Origin of the sequence: Bradyrhizobium sp. B124 (genome assembly GCF_038967635.1) — a bacterium.
In the GTDB taxonomy this organism is placed as follows: Bacteria; Pseudomonadota; Alphaproteobacteria; order Rhizobiales; family Xanthobacteraceae; genus Bradyrhizobium.
Window position 1 is genome coordinate 339,556 of the sequence record NZ_CP152413.1, and the last position, 17,164, is coordinate 356,719.

15 protein-coding genes are annotated in these 17,164 nt (G+C 64.8%); 11 read left to right on the forward strand and 4 right to left on the reverse strand.

The genetic code is table 11. The features are described 5' to 3' along the window. Nucleotides 1-101 precede the first annotated feature (101 nt). The 8 genes from AAFG13_RS01430 (at nt 102) to AAFG13_RS01465 (ending at nt 8,311) form a co-directional block, all read left to right on the forward strand. Nucleotides 102-1,274 carry an acetyl-CoA acetyltransferase gene (locus AAFG13_RS01430; RefSeq protein ID WP_207837387.1) on the forward strand — a complete coding sequence of 391 codons (1,173 nt, stop codon included), beginning with the start codon at nt 102-104 and terminating at the stop codon, nt 1,272-1,274. Nucleotide 1,275: 1 nt separating this feature from the next. After that, nucleotides 1,276-2,820, forward strand: a complete 1,545-nt coding sequence (locus tag AAFG13_RS01435; protein ID WP_342710909.1) for an AMP-binding protein — start codon at nt 1,276-1,278, stop codon at nt 2,818-2,820. A 57-nt stretch (nt 2,821-2,877) separates the two neighbouring features. After that, nucleotides 2,878-3,078: a hypothetical protein gene (locus AAFG13_RS01440; protein WP_024582174.1), complete on the forward strand. Its 201-nt coding sequence runs from the start codon at nt 2,878-2,880 to the stop codon at nt 3,076-3,078. Nucleotides 3,079-3,344: 266 nt separating this feature from the next. Then, nucleotides 3,345-4,544: a CoA transferase gene (locus tag AAFG13_RS01445; RefSeq protein WP_212315046.1), complete on the forward strand. Its 1,200-nt coding sequence runs from the start codon at nt 3,345-3,347 to the stop codon at nt 4,542-4,544. An 11-nt stretch (nt 4,545-4,555) separates the two neighbouring features. Then, nucleotides 4,556-5,722: an acyl-CoA dehydrogenase family protein gene (locus AAFG13_RS01450; RefSeq protein ID WP_212315045.1), complete on the forward strand. Its 1,167-nt coding sequence runs from the start codon at nt 4,556-4,558 to the stop codon at nt 5,720-5,722. A gap of 148 nt (nt 5,723-5,870) precedes the next feature. Continuing rightward, entirely contained in the window at nt 5,871-7,007 is a 1,137-nt protein-coding gene (locus AAFG13_RS01455; RefSeq protein WP_342710910.1) for a thiolase family protein, read from the forward strand. Further along, the gene (locus tag AAFG13_RS01460; RefSeq protein ID WP_342710911.1) at nt 7,004-7,363 is read left to right on the forward strand and encodes an OB-fold domain-containing protein; all 360 of its coding nucleotides are present in this window, start codon (nt 7,004-7,006) and stop codon (nt 7,361-7,363) included. Before AAFG13_RS01455 ends, AAFG13_RS01460 begins: the two co-directional genes overlap by 4 nt. A 420-nt stretch (nt 7,364-7,783) precedes the next feature. Continuing rightward, nucleotides 7,784-8,311: a carboxymuconolactone decarboxylase family protein gene (locus tag AAFG13_RS01465; protein WP_342710912.1), complete on the forward strand. Its 528-nt coding sequence runs from the start codon at nt 7,784-7,786 to the stop codon at nt 8,309-8,311. A gap of 211 nt (nt 8,312-8,522) precedes the next feature. Here AAFG13_RS01465 and glsA read toward each other — a convergent pair whose 3' ends face one another. Both glsA and AAFG13_RS01475 read right to left on the reverse strand, forming a co-directional pair. Beyond that, the gene (gene glsA, locus AAFG13_RS01470; RefSeq protein WP_342710913.1) at nt 8,523-10,382 is read right to left on the reverse strand and encodes a glutaminase A; all 1,860 of its coding nucleotides are present in this window, start codon (nt 10,380-10,382) and stop codon (nt 8,523-8,525) included. 286 nt (nt 10,383-10,668) lie between these two features. After that, on the reverse strand, nt 10,669-10,890 hold the full coding sequence (locus AAFG13_RS01475; RefSeq protein ID WP_212315041.1) for an acetyl-CoA carboxylase biotin carboxyl carrier protein subunit: 222 nt from the start codon (nt 10,888-10,890) through the stop codon (nt 10,669-10,671). Nucleotides 10,891-11,020: 130 nt separating this feature from the next. Here AAFG13_RS01475 and AAFG13_RS01480 point away from each other — a divergent pair, with 130 nt between their 5' ends. After that, entirely contained in the window at nt 11,021-11,995 is a 975-nt protein-coding gene (locus tag AAFG13_RS01480) for an IclR family transcriptional regulator (RefSeq protein WP_212315040.1), read from the forward strand. Continuing rightward, a complete protein-coding gene (locus AAFG13_RS01485) occupies nt 11,925-13,484 on the forward strand; it encodes a carboxyl transferase domain-containing protein (protein WP_342710914.1) in 1,560 nt (519 codons plus the stop codon). Before AAFG13_RS01480 ends, AAFG13_RS01485 begins: the two co-directional genes overlap by 71 nt. Nucleotides 13,485-13,600: 116 nt before the next feature. Here the strand turns inward: AAFG13_RS01485 and AAFG13_RS01490 are convergent, their stop codons facing one another. Then, nucleotides 13,601-14,764, reverse strand: coding sequence for a patatin-like phospholipase family protein (locus tag AAFG13_RS01490; RefSeq protein WP_342710915.1), 1,164 nt, complete (start codon nt 14,762-14,764; stop codon nt 13,601-13,603). A gap of 221 nt (nt 14,765-14,985) precedes the next feature. Between AAFG13_RS01490 and AAFG13_RS01495 the strand changes: the two genes are divergently transcribed. Further along, nucleotides 14,986-15,771, forward strand: a complete 786-nt coding sequence (locus AAFG13_RS01495; RefSeq protein WP_212315037.1) for an acetoacetate decarboxylase — start codon at nt 14,986-14,988, stop codon at nt 15,769-15,771. Between the two features lie 13 nt (nt 15,772-15,784). Here AAFG13_RS01495 and AAFG13_RS01500 read toward each other — a convergent pair whose 3' ends face one another. After that, a complete protein-coding gene (locus AAFG13_RS01500) occupies nt 15,785-17,089 on the reverse strand; it encodes an MFS transporter (protein WP_342710916.1) in 1,305 nt (434 codons plus the stop codon). Between the last annotated feature and the right edge of the window lie 75 nt (nt 17,090-17,164).

A 17,164-nucleotide genomic window follows, 5' to 3' on the forward strand; every position in this document is an offset into this window, starting at 1 on the left:
GTTTTGACGCGTTTTCTTTACACGAACCGGTATCCACTTCGCTCGAAAACGCTCTCGAGATACGCTACATAACTCCCGAACAGGAACAGGGAGATACGGCCATGACAGCAGCCAGCATTGTGGGTTGGGCGCACACGCCATTCGGAAAGTTTGACGCGGAGACCGTCGAGGGCCTCGTCGTCAAGGTCGCCAACGAGGCGCTCGCCGATGCCGGCATTGCCGCATCCGACGTCGACGAGATCATGCTCGGCCATTTCAACGCCGGCTTCTCGCCGCAGGATTTTACGGCGTCACTGGTGCTGCAGGCCAATCCGGCGCTGCGCTTCAAGCCGACCACCCGCGTCGAGAACGCCTGCGCCACCGGATCGGCCGCCGTGCACCAGGGCATTCGTGCCATCGAGGCGGGCGCTGCGAAGATCGTGCTGGTCGTCGGCGTCGAGCAGATGACGAAGACGCCGGGCCCGGAGATCGGCAAGAACCTCCTGAAGGCGTCGTATCTGCCTGAGGACGGCGACACGGTCGGCGGCTTCGCCGGCGTGTTCGGCAAGATCGCGCAGGCTTATTTCCAGAAATACGGCGACCAGTCGGATGCGCTGGCGATGATCGCCGCCAAGAACCACAAGAACGGCGTCGCCAACCCCTACGCTCAGATGCGCAAGGATTTCGGCTTCGAGTTCTGCCGCGCCGAGAGCGACAAGAACCCGTTCGTCGCCGGTCCCTTGAAGCGCACCGATTGCTCGCTGGTGTCGGACGGCGCCGCCGCGCTGGTGCTGACCGATGCCGAGACCGCCAAGACCATGGGCAAGGCGGTGAACATCCGGGCCACTGCCCATGCGCAGGATTTCCTGCCGATGTCCAAGCGCGACATCCTGCAGTTCGAAGGCTGCACTGTTGCCTGGCAGCGCGCGCTGCAGAAGGCTGGACTGCAGCTCTCCGATCTCTCCTTCGTCGAGACCCACGACTGCTTCACGGTCGCCGAGCTGATCGAATATGAAGCGATGGGCCTGACGCCGAAGGGGCAGGGGGCGCGCGCGATCATGGAAGGCTGGACCCAGAAGGATGGCAAGCTGCCGGTCAATCCGTCCGGCGGCCTCAAGGCCAAGGGCCATCCAATCGGCGCCACCGGCGTTTCCATGCACGTGATGAGCGCAATGCAGCTCGCCGGGCAGGCGCCCGAGGGCATGCAGCTCAAGAACCCGCAGATCGGCGGCATCTTCAACATGGGCGGCGCTGCGGTCGCCAATTACGTCTCGATCCTCGAGCCGGCGAAGTAGCTTGAACATTGCCGAATGGCTGGCGGCGACGGCACGGGCGCGTCCCGATGCGCCGGCGCTGCTGACCGGGTTCGACCTCGACGCTGACTATGCAACCTTTGCCCGCCGCGCCGCGTCGATCGGGGCGACGCTGGCGCGCGATCACGGCATTGCCGCTGGCGACCGCATCGCGCTGTTTGCCGGCAATTGCACGCAATATCTCGAATGCCTCTATGGCATCTGGTGGATCGGCGCCGCGGCGATCCCGATCAACGCCAAGCTGCACGGCCGCGAGGCGGCATGGATCTGCGGCAATGGCGGCGCCAAACTGGCTTTCGTGTCCGACGACACGATCGGTGCGCTGCTTGAGGCGAAGGACGACTGCCCCGCCGGCATGACCATGCTGTCGGTCGATAGCGACGCTTACAAGGCGATGCGAAGCGGCGAGGGGCCAGCTGCGCCATTGCCGCGCGAAAGCAACGATCTTGCCTGGCTGTTCTACACCTCGGGCACCACGGGTCGTCCCAAGGGGGTGATGCTCAGCCACGGCAATCTGGTTGCGATGTCGCTGTGCTATCTCGCCGACGTCGACGCGGCGACGCCGAACGATGCCTCGCTTTATGCGGCGCCGATCTCGCATGGCGCCGGCCTCTATAATTTCCCGCATGTTCGGATGGGCGGCCGGCACGTCGTTCCTGAGTCCGGCGGATTCGATCCGGACGAGGTGCTCAACCTCGGCCGCCAGCTCGACAATGTCGTGGTGTTCGCGGCGCCCACCATGGTGCGCCGTTTGGTCGATGCCGCCAAGAAGCGCGGCGAGAACGGCGAGGGACTGCGCACCATCATCTATGGCGGCGGGCCGATGTACACCGCCGACATCACCGATGCGATCGCGACCATGGGGCAGCGCTTCGTGCAGATCTATGGCCAGGGCGAGTCCCCGATGACGATCACGGCGCTGTCGCGCGACTGGCACCGCGCGAGCAATCATCCGCGCTATCTCGAACGGCTGGCTTCGGTCGGCACCGCGCAGAGCGTCGTCACCGTGCGCATCACCGACAAGGACGGCAAGCTGCTGCCCGCAGGCGAGACCGGCGAGATCGAGGTCAAGGGTGCGACCGTGATGCTCGGCTACTGGAACAATCCGAAAGCCAATGCCGAGACGCTGAAGGGCGGCTGGCTGCGCACCGGCGATGTCGGCCGGCTCGATGCCGACGGCTTCCTGACGCTGTCCGACCGTTCCAAGGACGTGATCATCTCCGGCGGCACCAATATCTATCCGCGCGAGGTCGAGGAAGCGCTGCTGACGCATCCTGATGTCCGCGAGGTCTCGGCGATTGGTGTGCCAGATCCGGAATGGGGCGAGATCGTCGTCGCCTGCATCGTGCTCAAGGACGGCGCCGCCGCCGACGACGGCAGGCTCGACGCGCATTGCCTTGCCTCGATCGCCCGCTTCAAGCGGCCGAAGCGCTATGTCTATCTCGATGCCCTGCCGAAGAACAATTATGGCAAGGTGCTGAAGACCGCGCTGCGGGAGATGATGGCCAAAGGATCGGTTAAGGGATAGGCCGCCGCCTCCCGTCGCGCTAAGCTTGCGTGTGCCTTGTCACCGGGAGAACGGACCATGGGAATCGAGACGTCTCTGTCGCTGTCGGAAGTGAACGATCGCATCGCAATCCTCCGGGACAATATCAGGCAGCTGATCGAGCAGGCCGCAGGTGCCGCTGGCGCCGAAGTCGAGGAGCGCATCGCCGAGCGGCTCGAGCAGCAGAATGCGGAACTGGAAAAGCTCCTGAAGGCGCGCGAGGCGATGACCGGGCAGTAACCGGCATCGGGCCGGCGGCGGGCTTCGTCTTTGCCCGCCCTGCGTTCCGCCGCGCGGAAACGATCCGGCCGCCGCCGCGCATACGCCCATACGCCCGGCGCAGCTTGATCTCGGCGAACAGCTCCCGTTAGTAGGCATGATCCGGAAAAGTGCAAAGCGGCTTTCCGGAAAAGCTCATGCTCAAAAGACGCCAAAGCGCGATGACGCTCGCCTGATCTCATCACGCTTTAGCTGCGTAAACAGGACATCCGGGAGCGAACAGGACGATGGGACCACTGCAGGGTATCAAGGTCGTCGACATGACGACCGTGCTGATGGGACCCTATGCCACCCAGATGCTTGGCGACTACGGCGCCGACGTCATCAAGGTGGAATCGCCTGACGGCGACGTGACGCGGCAGATCGGTCCGACCCGGCATCCGGGCATGGGGCCGGTGTTCCTCAACACCAACCGCAGCAAGCGCTCGGTCTGCCTCGATCTGAAGAAGCCGGCGGGGCGCGAGGCCGTGCTGCGGCTGATCGCGCAGGCCGACGTGCTGGTCTACAATGTGCGCCCACAGGCGATGGCGCGGCTGCAACTCGGTTACGACGTCGTCGCCAAGGTCAATCCGCGGCTGATCTATGCCGGCGTGTTCGGCTTCGGCCAGGAAGGGCCCTATGCCGCAAAGCCCGCCTATGACGATCTGATCCAGGGCGCCACCGCGCTGCCGGCCCTGATGGCGCAGACCTCGGACGGGGTGCCGCGCTACGTGCCGAATGCGCTGGTCGATCGCATCGTCGGGCTCACCGCGGTCGGCGCGATCTGCGCGAGCCTCGTGCATCGCGACCGCACCGGGCAGGGCCAGCGCGTCGACATTCCGATGTTCGAGACCATGGCCGGCTTCGTCATGGGTGACCATATGGGCGGGCTGACCTACGATCCGCCGCTCGACAAGGGCGGCTACGCGCGGCATCTGTCGCCGGACCGGCGACCCTACAAGACGCTGGACGGCTATATCTGCGTGATCGTCTACAACGACAAGCAGTGGGAGAACTTCTTCAAGGCGACCGGCCGCGACGATCTGCGCAGCGATCCGAAATTCGCGACCTTCGCCGGCCGCGCCACCAATATCGATGTCGTTTACGCCGAGCTTGCGCGCATCCTGCAGACCAAGACCACGGCCGAGTGGAACGAGATCCTCGAAAAGGCCGACGTGCCCGTGATGCCGATGCACGATCTAGAGAGCCTGCTGGAGGACCCGCATATGGTCGCGACCGGCGTCTTCCCCGTGATCGATCATCCGACCGAGGGCCGCATCCGCAGCATGACGCCGTCGGCGCGCTGGTCGGAGACCAAGGTCGAGCCAAGCCGGCTGGCGCCCAGGCTCGGCGAGCACAGCGCGGAGATTTTGCGCGAGGCGGGTTTCTCCACTGACGAGATCGCGGCGATGGTGCGCGACGGCGCGGCCAAAGTGGTGAAGGCATAGGAGCACGACAGATGGATTTCGCACTCTCCGCCAACCAGGAATCGATCCGCGACGCCGTCGCCAAGATCTGCACCCGCTTTGACGAGGCCTACTGGCTGAAGAAGGACAAGGAGGGCGGCTATCCCGCCGACTTCCATCGCGCGCTGGCCGATGCCGGCTGGCTCGGCATCTGTATCCCCGAGGAGTATGGCGGCTCCGGGCTCGGTATCACCGATGCCGCGATCATGATGCGCACGATCTCCGAATCCGGCGCCGGCATGTCGGGCGCGTCCGCGGTGCACATGAACGTGTTCGGGCTCAATCCGGTGGTGGTGTTCGGTACCAAGGAGCAGTGCCAGCGCATGCTGCCGCCGATCATCGACGGCCGCGACAAGTCCTGCTTCGCGGTGACCGAGCCCAACACCGGCCTCAACACCACGCAGCTCAAGACCCGCGCGGTGCGCCAGGGCGACAAATACGTCGTCAACGGCCAGAAGGTGTGGATCTCGACGGCGCAGGTCGCCAACAAGATCCTGCTGCTCGCTCGCACCACGCCGCTGGAGGAGGTGCACAGCCCGACCCATGGCCTCAGCCTGTTTTACACCGACTTCGACCGCAAGCGCGTCACCGTGCACGAGATCGAGAAGATGGGCCGCAAGCCCGTCGACTCCAACGAGCTGTTCTTCGAGAATTTCGAGATTCCGGTCGAAGACCGCATCGGCGAAGAGGGGCGCGGCTTCGAATACATCCTGCACGGCATGAACCCCGAGCGCATCCTGATCGCAGCCGAAGCGGTCGGCCTCGGCCAGATCGCGCTGAAGCGGGCGTCGGAATACGCCAAGGGCCGCATCGTGTTCAACCGCCCGATCGGCATGAACCAGGGGATCCAGCATCCGCTGGCGAAGTGCTGGATGGAGCTCGAGGCTGCCTGGCTGATGGTGCTGCGCGCCGGCTGGCAGTATGACCAGAACCTGCCCTGCGGCCCGGCCGCGAACGCGGCAAAGTATCTCGCGGCGGAAGCCGGCTTCCACGCCTGCGAGCAGGCGGTGATGACGCATGGCGGCTTCGGCTATGCCAAGGAGTATCACGTCGAGCGCTATTTCAGGGAATCGCTGATCCCGCGCATCGCGCCGATCAGCCCGCAGCTCATCCTCAGCTTCATCGGCGAGAAGGTGCTCGGCCTTCCGAAGTCGTATTGATGGTCGGGAATTTCCACAGCGTCATTCCGGGATGCGCCGTCAGGCGCCGGCCCGGAATCCATCGGGCCACATGCGAAGCCGGTGAAATGGATTCCGGGCTCGCCGCTTTGCGTCGCCCCGGAATGACGACGGAGAGAGTGGAGACAAGATGAGCTTCGTCACCGGCGTCGGCCTCACATCCTTCGGCAAGCATGAGGGCCTGTCCTCGCTCGACCTGATGAGCAAGGCGGCCGAGCTTGCGATCTCCGGTGCCGGGTTGAAGCGCTCCGACATCGACGGCATTCTCTGCGGTTATTCCACGGTCTCGCCCCATATCATGCTGGCCACCGTGTTCGCCGAGCATTTTGGTATTCGTCCGTCCTATGCCCACGCCGTGCAGGTCGGCGGCGCCACGGGCCTCGCGATGACTATGCTGGCGCATCACCTCGTCGACGCCGGTGTCGCAAAACACGTGCTGGTGGTCGGCGGCGAGAATCGCCTGACCGGGCAGAGCCGCGACGCCTCGATCCAGGCGCTGGCCCAGGTCGGCCATCCCGACTACGAGGTGACGCTGGGGCCGACGATCCCGGCCTATTACGGCCTGGTCGCGACGCGCTACATGCATGAATACGGCCTCACGCAAGAGGACCTTGCCGAGTTCGCGGTGCTGATGCGCAAGCACGCGCTGATGCATCCCGGCGCTCAATTCCACGAGCCGATCACGGTTTCCGACGTGATGGCTTCGAAGCCGGTGGCGATGCCGCTCAAACTGCTCGACTGCTGCCCGGTCTCCGACGGCGGCGCCGCCTGCGTGATCAGCCGCGAGCCGACCGGCGCGCGGCGGGTTCGCATCCGCGGCTGCGCCCAGGCGCACACCCATCAGCACGTCACGGCCGCGCCCGCGCTGAGTGAGCTCGGCGCGGAGATCTCGATCGCGAAGGCGAAAGAAGTGTCGGGTGTCGCGATATCAGACGTGCGTTACGCCGCGGTCTACGACAGCTTCACGATCACGCTCGCGATGCTGCTGGAGGATCTCGGCCTCGCCAAGCGCGGCGAGGCGGCCGCGCGGGTGCGCGCCGGCTATTTCAATCAGGATGGCGAGATGCCGCTCAACACCCATGGCGGGCTGCTCAGCTATGGCCATTGCGGCGTCGGCGGCGCGATGGCGCATCTGGTCGAAACCCATCTGCAGATGACCGGCCGCGCCGACAATCGCCAGGTCCGCGACGCCTCGGTTGCGTTGCTGCACGGCGACGGCGGCGTGCTGTCCTCCCACGTCAGCATGTTCCTGGAGCGCGTGCGATGAGCGAACCGATCGCTGACTGGACCAGGGGCGCGGAAGCCATCGCCTATCAGACCTGCAACGCCTGCGGCGCGCGGCAATATTTCCGCCGCAGCTTCTGCGCGGCCTGCGGCTCGCCTGATCTTGCCGAGCATCGCGCGAGCGGAGCAGGGACGGTGTATGCGGCGTCACTGGTCTGCCGCGCTGCGACGCCGGAGGCCCGGGCGCATGTGCCCTACAATATCGTGCTCGTGGATGCCGACGAGGGCTTTCGCATGATGGCGCATGGCGACAACGACCTCGCCATCGGCGACAAGGTTTTGGCGCGCTTCACGCAATTCGCGGGACGGCTGGTTCCGTATTTCGCAAAGGCGAAATGAGGGGCTGAACGATTCAGTCAGAACGCGAAACCAGGCTGAATTGGTTCGCTCTTGCCCCTCATAGTTTACGGATACTATCGCCAATAAAAGACAAAGCTGGCGATGACGAGCATCGCCGTCACCGCCAGCATTTGCGCAAGCGCTTCCGAGGCCGCCCTCTTGGTGGCTTCCTTCATGCGTTTCCCCTAGACTTGGGCGTGACTCATCGTTGCGCAAATTGCGCGCACGACGGCCAGATTTTGTACTCGGAACACCCCGCGTCGAGCATTCGCTTTTGATGAGTCCCCACTCAGCGAACATCGACTGTGTCAGGGTTGTCTGGGAATGCGGCGGCAATTTGACTCGCGCGTGTTGCTCCTGCGACGGGCGGCGGATACTGTTTCGGAACCCGACAGAAACGACAGAGATCAAGGTTAGGAAATGGCCCGTATCGACTACTCCGATCCCGCGAAGGCAAGCCCGCGCACCCGCGAGATCCTCGACAAGAACCGCAACGCCAACATCTTTCGCATGATGGCGCATTCGCCGAGCTACTTTGAACAATATTGCCGGCTCGGCGGCGCGATCCGCCACAAGGGCGAGCTCGATCCGATCGTGCGCGAGCTCGCGATCACGCGCACCGGCATTCTCTGCGAGGCGCCCTACGAGATCGTCGCGCACAAGCGCATCGGGAAGAATATCGGCGTCACCGACGAGCAGAACGCAGCGCTGGAGAACTGGCAGTCCGCGAGCTGCTTCAACGAGGTGCAGCGCGCGGCGCTCTCCTTCACCGATGAGGTCGTCAAGCTGAAGAAGCCGACGGACGCGACCTTCAAAGCGATCGCGGCACTGTTGACGCCGGCCGCGCTGATCGAGTTGCAGCTCTCGGTCGGCTTCTACGTCATGACGTCGAAATTTCTCGAGACGTTCGAGATCGATATGCAGCCAGTGACGGAAGTGGTGAGCTAGGCGCGATCCGCACTCTCTTGCCTCGCCCCGCGCCTGTCCCGCCGAAGCCTTGGCGAAGGCGGATGCGGGGAGAGGCCGGACTGCATGGAGCGAAGCGGAATGCGGTCCGGGTGAGGGGGCTCTCCGCGAGTTCGTCTCTCGGTCATTGCGCGGATGCAGACCCTCACCCCAGCCCTCTCCCCGTAAGAACGGGGCGAGGGGGAAACAGCAACTACCCCGACGTCAGCAGATCCACCTTCGCATTCGCCACGATCAGCCGGTCGGCGAGGATTTGCGCGAGGTTGCGCATGATCCGTTCGCTGGCGCGCGGGTGCTGCTCGCGGAAGCGCTCGAAATCCCTGATCTCCACCTCGTAGGCGGTGGCCGACATGTCGGCGAGCACGTCCGCCGAGCGCTTGGGCTCCAGCAGCGCCATCTCGCCGAACGCCATGCCGGCGGTCAGGGTCGCGAGCCGGATGCCGTCGGGCAGGGTGACGTGGACGACGCCGCTGCGCAGGAAGAACAGCGAGGTCGCCTCACTGCCCGCGGCGATGATCTTCTCGTTGGGCTGGTAGGTCCTGACCGTGCAAAGCGTGGTGAGATCGGCGATCTCAGCCTCACTCAATCCCGCGAGCAGCGGCTGCTCGGCAAGCTCTGTGGTCTCAAGGAAGTCGATCGAGCCGCCATAGCGGTAGACGATCTGGTCCTCGGCCCATTCGATCGCGGTGTCGAGCAGATAGAAATCCCTGATGTTGCCGAGCCGGTTGGTCCACTCGCTGATCGTGGTCCATTCGCGCGAGGTCCGCTTGATGCCGGAGAGGATCACGGTGACGCCGAGCTCGGCCAGCTCGTGGAACGCCTCCGCCACCAGCCGGGCACCGGCGCGGGTCGTCGCGGTGACACGGCGCAGGTCGAAGATCACGAACTCCGGCCGCGGGCTGCCGGCGAGGCGGCGCGAGACATAGTCGACATTGGAGAGCGACAGCGTGCCGACCAGCTCGATCACGCGCACCTCCTGGAAGTGCTTTGCCAGGATCTCCTGCTCCTGCGGCCGGCGCACCCGGCGCGACGGGTTCTTGCCGATATTGTAGTCGGCGATGATGCTGTGGCGGGCGTCGTCGCTGCGGTTCAGCATGTGCAGGTCGTAATGCCCCGACAGCGCCTCGCAGACCTTGATGCCGCGCACGCTGTTGCCGTGCTTGTCGAGCTTTGGCGAGTAGCTGCCGAGCCCGAGCCGCGCCGGCAGCGCCGCCAGGATGCCGCCGCCGACGCCGCTTTTGGCGGGGATGCCGACGCGGTAGATCCATTCGCCAGCGTAGTCGTACATCCCCGACGAGGTCATCACCGACAGCGTGCGCGCGATCGCGTAGGGCGTCACCACCTGCTCGCCGGTCAGCGGATTGATGCCGCGGTTGGCCAGCGTCGCCGCCATCACGGCGGTATCGCGCGCGGTGACGAGGATGGCGCATTGCCGGAAATAGACATCGAGCACCGCAGGCACGTTCTCGGTGATCACGCTGTTGGTGCGCAGCAGATAGCCGATCGCCCGGTTGCGGTCGCCGGTGGCGCTCTCGGAGGCATAGACCGCCTCGTCGACATCGAGCTCGCGGCCGGCGAAGCGGCCGAGCGCCTGCCGGATGTAGTCGAATGCGCCGTCGCCCTTGTCGGCATGGAGCAGGCCGGAGCAGGCGATCGCGCCGGCATTCACCATCGCATTGAACGGGTGGTTATCAGCATTGAGCCGGATCGAATTGAAGGGGTCGCCGGACGGCTCGACGCCGATCACGCTCTCCACCCGTTCGGCGCCCAGCGTGTCGAGCGCCAGCGCGAACACGAACGGTTTTGACATCGACTGGATGGTGAAGGGCACCCTGGTGTCGCCGACCTCATAGACATGGCCGTCGAGCGTCGCGAGGCTGATGCCAAAATGGGCAGGGTCCGCCTTGCCCAGTTCGGGAATGTAGTCGGCCACCGCGCCGCCGGCCTCCGGCAGGAAGTCTGCGTAACAAGCGTGCAGAAACCGCAGCAGCGGCGGCTTCGAGCTGGACCAGGCCGTGGTGGTGGCGGTGACGGGAGGAGGCGATCGTTTCATCGCCTCCTGTTGTGCAACGCAATCAGGGCGCGCGCAACTGAGCGCGCACCGACGTCAGGTGTGAGGCGACCGGTCCGGATCGGACGCCGTTCGACGGCTGCGCTCTCCGAACCGATGATCCCAAAGCGAGCGATTGCTCGGTATTTGTTTCGTTATACGAAACGTTTCGCCCGGAAATGTTTCGCAAGCAAGACAGCGTCCGACGCAGCGCTGCTCCAAAGGGGTGGCCGTCGGAGGACGAAGTACGCGGGAATTTGGTCCGCGCGCGCGGCCGGACGGTGCGCGGTCAGGTCTCGACGATCGCGACGGCCTGGCCCTCGGCGATGACGTCATCAATCCTGACCAGAATCGACTTGATTTTGCCTGCTGTCGTCGACGTGACCGGTATTTCCATCTTCATCGCTTCGACGAACGCGATCTCGTCGCCATTGCCGATATTGCTGCCGGCCTCAACAGGAAGCGCGCAAACGCGCCCGGCAACTTCGGTCACAACCTTGATCTCTGGCATTCCACTCTCCGATACCGTCTTGCGGAAATTTCATCCGGCGAACGGCTTTTTGTTGTGGCGGCAGATTGCCTGAGGTAGCTTCTTCTGCAAGTGGAATTTTATTCCGCAAGACGGAATGGAGCCAAAACAAATGGGACGGCGCTCGGAACGGCTTAGCCGGCAGGGAATGCTCGCCAGCGAGACTGGCGATGGCGATGTCATCCAGGTGGTGTCGCGCGCGTTTGATGTGTTGCGGTGCTTCGAAGGGCACGAAGCGCGACTCGGCAATCTCGAAATCTCGAACCGCTGCGGCCTGCCGCGTTCGACGGTGTCGCGCTTGACGCATACGCTGACGCGGATGGGACAGCTCGTCTATCTGCCGCGCGATCAGAAATATCGCATCGGCCCGAGCGCGGTCGCGATGAGCACCTCGATGATGAAGGGGCTACAGCTGCGCAACCTGATCCGGCTGCGTTTGCAGGATGTCGCCGATCAGTTGCCGGGCACCGTGGGCTTCGTCATCCCCGACCGCTTTCAGCTGGTCTATCTGGAGTTCGCCCGTGCGGCGAACGCGCTCGGCCTGCATGAAGCCACCGGCAGCCGCATCTCGATGGCGACCACCGCGGCAGGCCACGCCTACACTGCGGCGCTCGATCCCGCGATCGGTGATGCGCTGATATCAGAGATGGAAGGCGAACTGCCGGACAGCGCCAAGATGCTGACGCCGCGCATCGCGGCCAACCGCCGTCATCTGCAGGAGCACGGCTACGTCGTCGCCTGCGGCCTGTGGAGCCCGCACATCAACGGCGTCGCCGTGCCGCTGTGGTCACCGCAATACCAGACCTATGTGGTCACCACGATCGGCCTGCTCTCGGCGATGTATGACGAGCAGCGGCTGCATCGCGAGGTCGCGCCGCTGATGGTCGACCTCGCCGCCGCGGTCGGCAGCCTGCTCGAAGGCGCCGACGGCGACATCTTCAGCAATCGGATCGAACGCAAGTCGCTTCCGGTGGCCGCCCATAACAACAACAAAATCATCAAGACGGAGGCAATGAATGAACTGGAAGCCGGAACTCGACGACCTCGCCCGGCGCGAAGCGTTCGCGCGGGAGATGGGAGGCGTTGACAAGGTCAAGCGGCAACGCGACCAGGGCCGGCTCACGGTTCGTGAGCGTATCGACAAGCTCGTCGACCAGAACAGCTTTCATGAGGTCGGTGCCATCTCCGGCATCGCCGAATACGACGAGAGCAACGAACTCAAGCATCTGACGCCGGCGAATTGCGTGTTCGGCCGCGCCCGGGTCGATGGCCGCACCGTGGTCGTGGTCGGCGACGATTTCACCGTGCGCGGCGGCTCGGCCGATGCATCGATTTCCGCCAAGCCGTTGATGGCGGAGGAGATGGCGCACGACTTCCGCCTGCCGATCGTCCGCGTGATCGAAGGCTCGGGCGGCGGCGGCTCGGTGAAGACGATCGAGACCAGGGGCGCAGCCAATCTGCCCGGCGGTGTCGGCGGCACGCGCTGGTACTGGTACACGACCGCCAATCTGGCGCGCGTGCCGGTGGTCGGGCTCGGGCTCGGCTCGGTCGCAGGCCTTGGCGCGGCGCGGCTGGCGGCCACGCATTACTCTGTGATGACCAAGAGCTCCGCGATGTTCGTCGCTGGCCCGCCGGTGGTGAAGCGCCTGGGTCAGGATCTGACCAAGCAGGAGCTCGGCGGCGCCGACATCCAGACCCGCGCCGGCGCGATCGATCAGGCGGTCGAGACGGAAGCGGAGGCGTTCGACTACGCGCGGCGCTTCCTATCCTATCTGCCGGCGTCGGTCTACGATCTGCCGCCGACCATTCCCTGCACCGACGATCCGGAACGTGCCGAGGAATCGCTGCTGAAGGCCGTGCCGCGCAACCGCAAGCAGGTCTACAAGATGCGGCCGATCATCGATGCGGTCGTCGACAAGGGCTCGTTCTTCGAAGTCGCCGCCAATTTCGGACGGCCTGTGATCACCGGACTGGCGCGGATCGAGGGCAGGGCAGTGCTGCTGCTCGCCAGCGATCCCTTCCACTACGGCGGCTCGTGGACCGCGGACGCCTGCCAGAAGGTGGTGCGCTGGGTCGACTTCGCCGAGACCTTCCATCTGCCGGTGGTCTATCTGATGGACTGTCCGGGCTTCATGATCGGGCTCGAGGCGGAGAAGTCGGCGACCATCCGCCACGGCGTGCGCGCGATGGCCGCGGTCAACCAGAGCACGGTGCCGTGGTGCACCATCATCATCCGCAACGCCTTCGGGGTTGCCGGTGTGGTGCATCAGCCGGCCAACCGCTTCTCGATGCGCTATGCCTGGCCGTCGGCCTATTGGGGCTCGCTGCCGCTCGAGGGCGGCATCGAGGCCGCCTATCGCGCCGAGATCGACGCGGCCGCCGATCCCGCGGCCAAGTTGCGCGAGATCGAGGATCGCCTCAACAAGCTGCGCTCGCCGTTCCGCTCGGCCGAGAAGTTCTGGGTCGAGGAGGTGATCGATCCGCGCAAGACCCGCTCGCTGCTCTGCGAGTTCGCGCGTCTCGCCGAGCCGATCCGCAAGGCCGGGCCGCCGAGCAACATGTCGACGCGGCCGTAGGAGCTCTCCCAATCGTCATTGCGAGGAGCGCAGCGACGAAGCAATCCATATCTCCGCAAGCGGTGATATGGATTGCTTCGCTTCGCTCGCAATGACGGTCGAAGGAGCGACCTTATCTATTCCGCTTCGCGATGCACGTCGTGGATCACGATGCCCATGCCGTTCTCCGGCATCTTGATCCAGTCGCGGCGCTTCAGCGAACGCTTGGTGTCCTCGTGTCCGCTCCCCCAATGCTCGCGCATCGAGGTGCCGGAGAATTCGTGGTCCTTGGCGTCGCCCTCATAGGCCTTCTGCTGATAGATCAGCTGCAACAGCGTGATCCCGGGCAGCCGGCTGTTTGCTTTCTTGAGCTGGCGTTCGTCTTCCGACAGATGGTCATCGGGAATCTTTGACAGCGCGTTGTGCAGGGCCGTGCGCAGGTTGTAGGTCTTGCGGTAGACGTCGGTGTTGTAGCGGGTGCGCGACGAATACATGATGTCCTTGTGCCGGGCCATCACGTCCTGGATGTCGCGCGGCAGCGCACCGCGCGCCGAGAACAGGTCGACCTGGAACACCAGCGAGTTCATGTTGTCCTCTTGGTCGAGCAGGTGCTGCAGCGGCGTGTTGGAGACGATGCCGCCGTCCCAGAAATGATCGGTCCCGACCTTCACCATCGGCAGCGCCGGCGGCAGTGCGCCGCTCGCCATGATGTGCTCGGGGATGATCTCGTCATGGGCATTGTCGAAATAGATGAAGTTGCCGGAGAGCACGTTCACCGCGCCGACCGCAAAGCGCATCTTCTTGGAATTGATGCGGTCGAAATCGACCAGCTCGAGCAGCGATTCACGTAAGGGCGTGGTGTCGTAGTAGCTCGTGGCGGTGCGCGCGCCGGCGGGGCTGAGCCACGGATTGCTCTGATGCGGGGTGAAAAAGCCGGGCTGTCCAAGCGTCGTCGTCAGCCATGAACTGGTGAAATTGCGCGCCTTGCGGAAGATGTCGCCGTCCGGCGTGTAGTGCCAGATTTTGCGGGAGGTGATGCGATCCCAGAACGTGTGCAACCGCTCCAGCCGCCTCTCGGGCGGATTGCCGGCGATGATCGCCGAGTTGATTGCGCCGATCGAGACGCCGCAGACCCAGTCGGGCTCGATGTTGGATTCGTGCAGCGCCTGATAGACGCCGGCCTGATAGGCGCCGAGCGCGCCGCCGCCCTGCAGCACCAGCGCCACGCGATCGCACCCTTCGGGACGCCAGCCGGGCGTCGCGTGTTCGATATCGTCGACATGAGGGGACCGCGCGTCCATATCAGACACTCCAAAAAATTGCGGCGAGAATTCAGGGTGCCGATGACGCCGTGATGACAAATGCAGCGCCAGCGCACGGCGCGTCCGGCATGGCTGCCTGCATGGTTAGCATTGGCCTCCACGGCAAGACGCAGGTCATGCCCGTGACGGAAATCCCTCATATCGCTGTCAATCTCGGCCGCTAGCCTCCGCGCAATATTTCCGATCAGGGGGTTATCGCGATGCGCAGGGAAGATCTGCTCAAGCTTCCGTCCATGCCGGCTGCCGGTCCGAGCTATCCCGCCGGTCCTTACCGCTTCATCGATCGCGAATTCCTCGTCATCACCTATGAGACCGATCCGGAATTGATCCGCGCCGGCCTGCCTGAGCCGCTGGAGCCGATCGAGCAGGCGATCGTGCATTACGAATGGATCAAGATGCCCGACAGCTCCGGCTTCGGCAGCTACACCGAGTCTGGCCTCGTGATCCCCGCGCGGCTGCACGGCGAGGAGGTCAACTTCGTCTGCCAGATGTATCTCGACGATGATCCGCCGATCGCGGCCGGCCGCGAGATCTGGGGCTTTCCGAAGAAGTACGCCCATCCCAAGCTCGAGATCGTCAAGGACACGCTGACCGGCACGCTGGAATATGCCGGCCAGCTCGTCGCGATGGGCACGATGGGCTACAAGCACGAGAGCATGGCGGGCAATGGCGACATCACCCGCGCCACGCTGTCGAAGACGCAAGTCAATCTGAAGATGATCCCCGGTGTCGACGGTCATCTCGAGATCTGCCAGCTGGTTGCGATCAACCTGACCGACATCGTCGTCAAGGGATCGTGGATCGGGCCGGGCCGACTGCATCTCGTGCCGCACGTCAACGCACCGGTCGCGGACTTCCCGGTCAAGCGCGTCGTCGGCGCGCATCATTACATCGCCGATTTGACGCTGCCGTTCGGCCGCGTCCTGCACGACTACAACAAGGACGTCGCAGAGGCGGCGGCACCGACCGGTCTCGCTGCGGAGTAGCAGCGAGGCTCGATCAGGCCGCGACCGGCTTCGCCTCCGGCGCGACCTTGGGCTGCGGCCGCGAGATCGCCAGCACACTCAGCGCGGCGATCACGCAGAGCGCGCCGGCGATGAAGAATGCCGGCAGATAGCTCGCATAGAGCGTGCGCGACAGCCCGGCGCCGAACGCGGCGGCGCCGGCGCCGAGCTGATGCCCGGCGAAGATCCAGCCGAACACCAGATTGGCGCGCTCGGCGCCGAAGCGCTGTGCGGTCAGGCGCACCGTCGGCGGCACGGTCGCGATCCAGTCGAGCCCGTAGAACATCGCAAACAGCGACAGGCCGTAGAAGGTGAAGTCGGAGTACGGCAGATACAGCAGCGACAGCCCGCGCAGGCCGTAATACCAGAACAGCAGCCGGCGATTGTCGAAGCGGTCCGACAGCCAGCCCGAGATGATGGTGCCGAAGAAATCGAAGATGCCCATCGCGGCGAGCAGGCTCGCGGCCTGCACCTGCGGAATGCCGTAGTCGAGGCACATCGGGATCAGGTGGACCTGGACGAGGCCGTTGGTCGAGGCGCCGCAGACGAAGAAGGTCGCGAACAGGATCCAGAACACCGACGATTTCGAGGAGTCGCGCAGCATGCCGAGCGCGGCCGCCATGATTGGCGCGTTGGCCGGCGGCGGCGCGGGGAGCGGCGCGGTGCCCTCGTCGCCGAACGGACGCAGGCCGACATCGCTCGGCCGGTCGCGCATCACCATCAGCACGGCAAAGGCGGCGACGCCGAGCATGACGCAGACGAGGCCAAGCGCGACGCGCCAGCCGTAGCGATCGGTGATGGTCGCGAGCAGCGGCAGGAAGGCGAGCTGTCCGGTCGCGACGCTCGCAGTGAGCATGCCGATCACGAGGCCGCGTCGCGCAACGAACCAGCGCGTCGCGATCGTCGCGCCGAGCACCAGCGCGGTCATGCCGGTGCCGATCCCGATCACCACGCCCCACAACAGGATGAGCTGCCAGACCTGCGTCATGGCGAGCGAGGCCAACAGTCCCGACACCACGATCAATTGCGCCGCCAGCGTCACGTTGCGCAGGCCGTAGCGGTTCATCAGCGCCGCGGCGAACGGCGCCATCAGCCCGAACAGGATGAAGCGGATCGACAGCGCCGAGGAGATTTCCGCGGTGGACCAGCCGAATTCCTTCTGCAAGGGCACGATGAAGACGCCGGGCGCGCCGACGGTGCCGGCCGAGATCAGCGCAGCCAGGAAGGTGACGGCGACCATCACCCAGCCGTAATGGATGTTGCGGCGGGCGAGGGTGGAAGCAAGCCGGTTCGAGATCATTGGGCCCCGGATGAAATGCGATGAGGGTTCTATTCGTGACGCACAATATGCCACGAGGGAGCTATGGCTAAAATG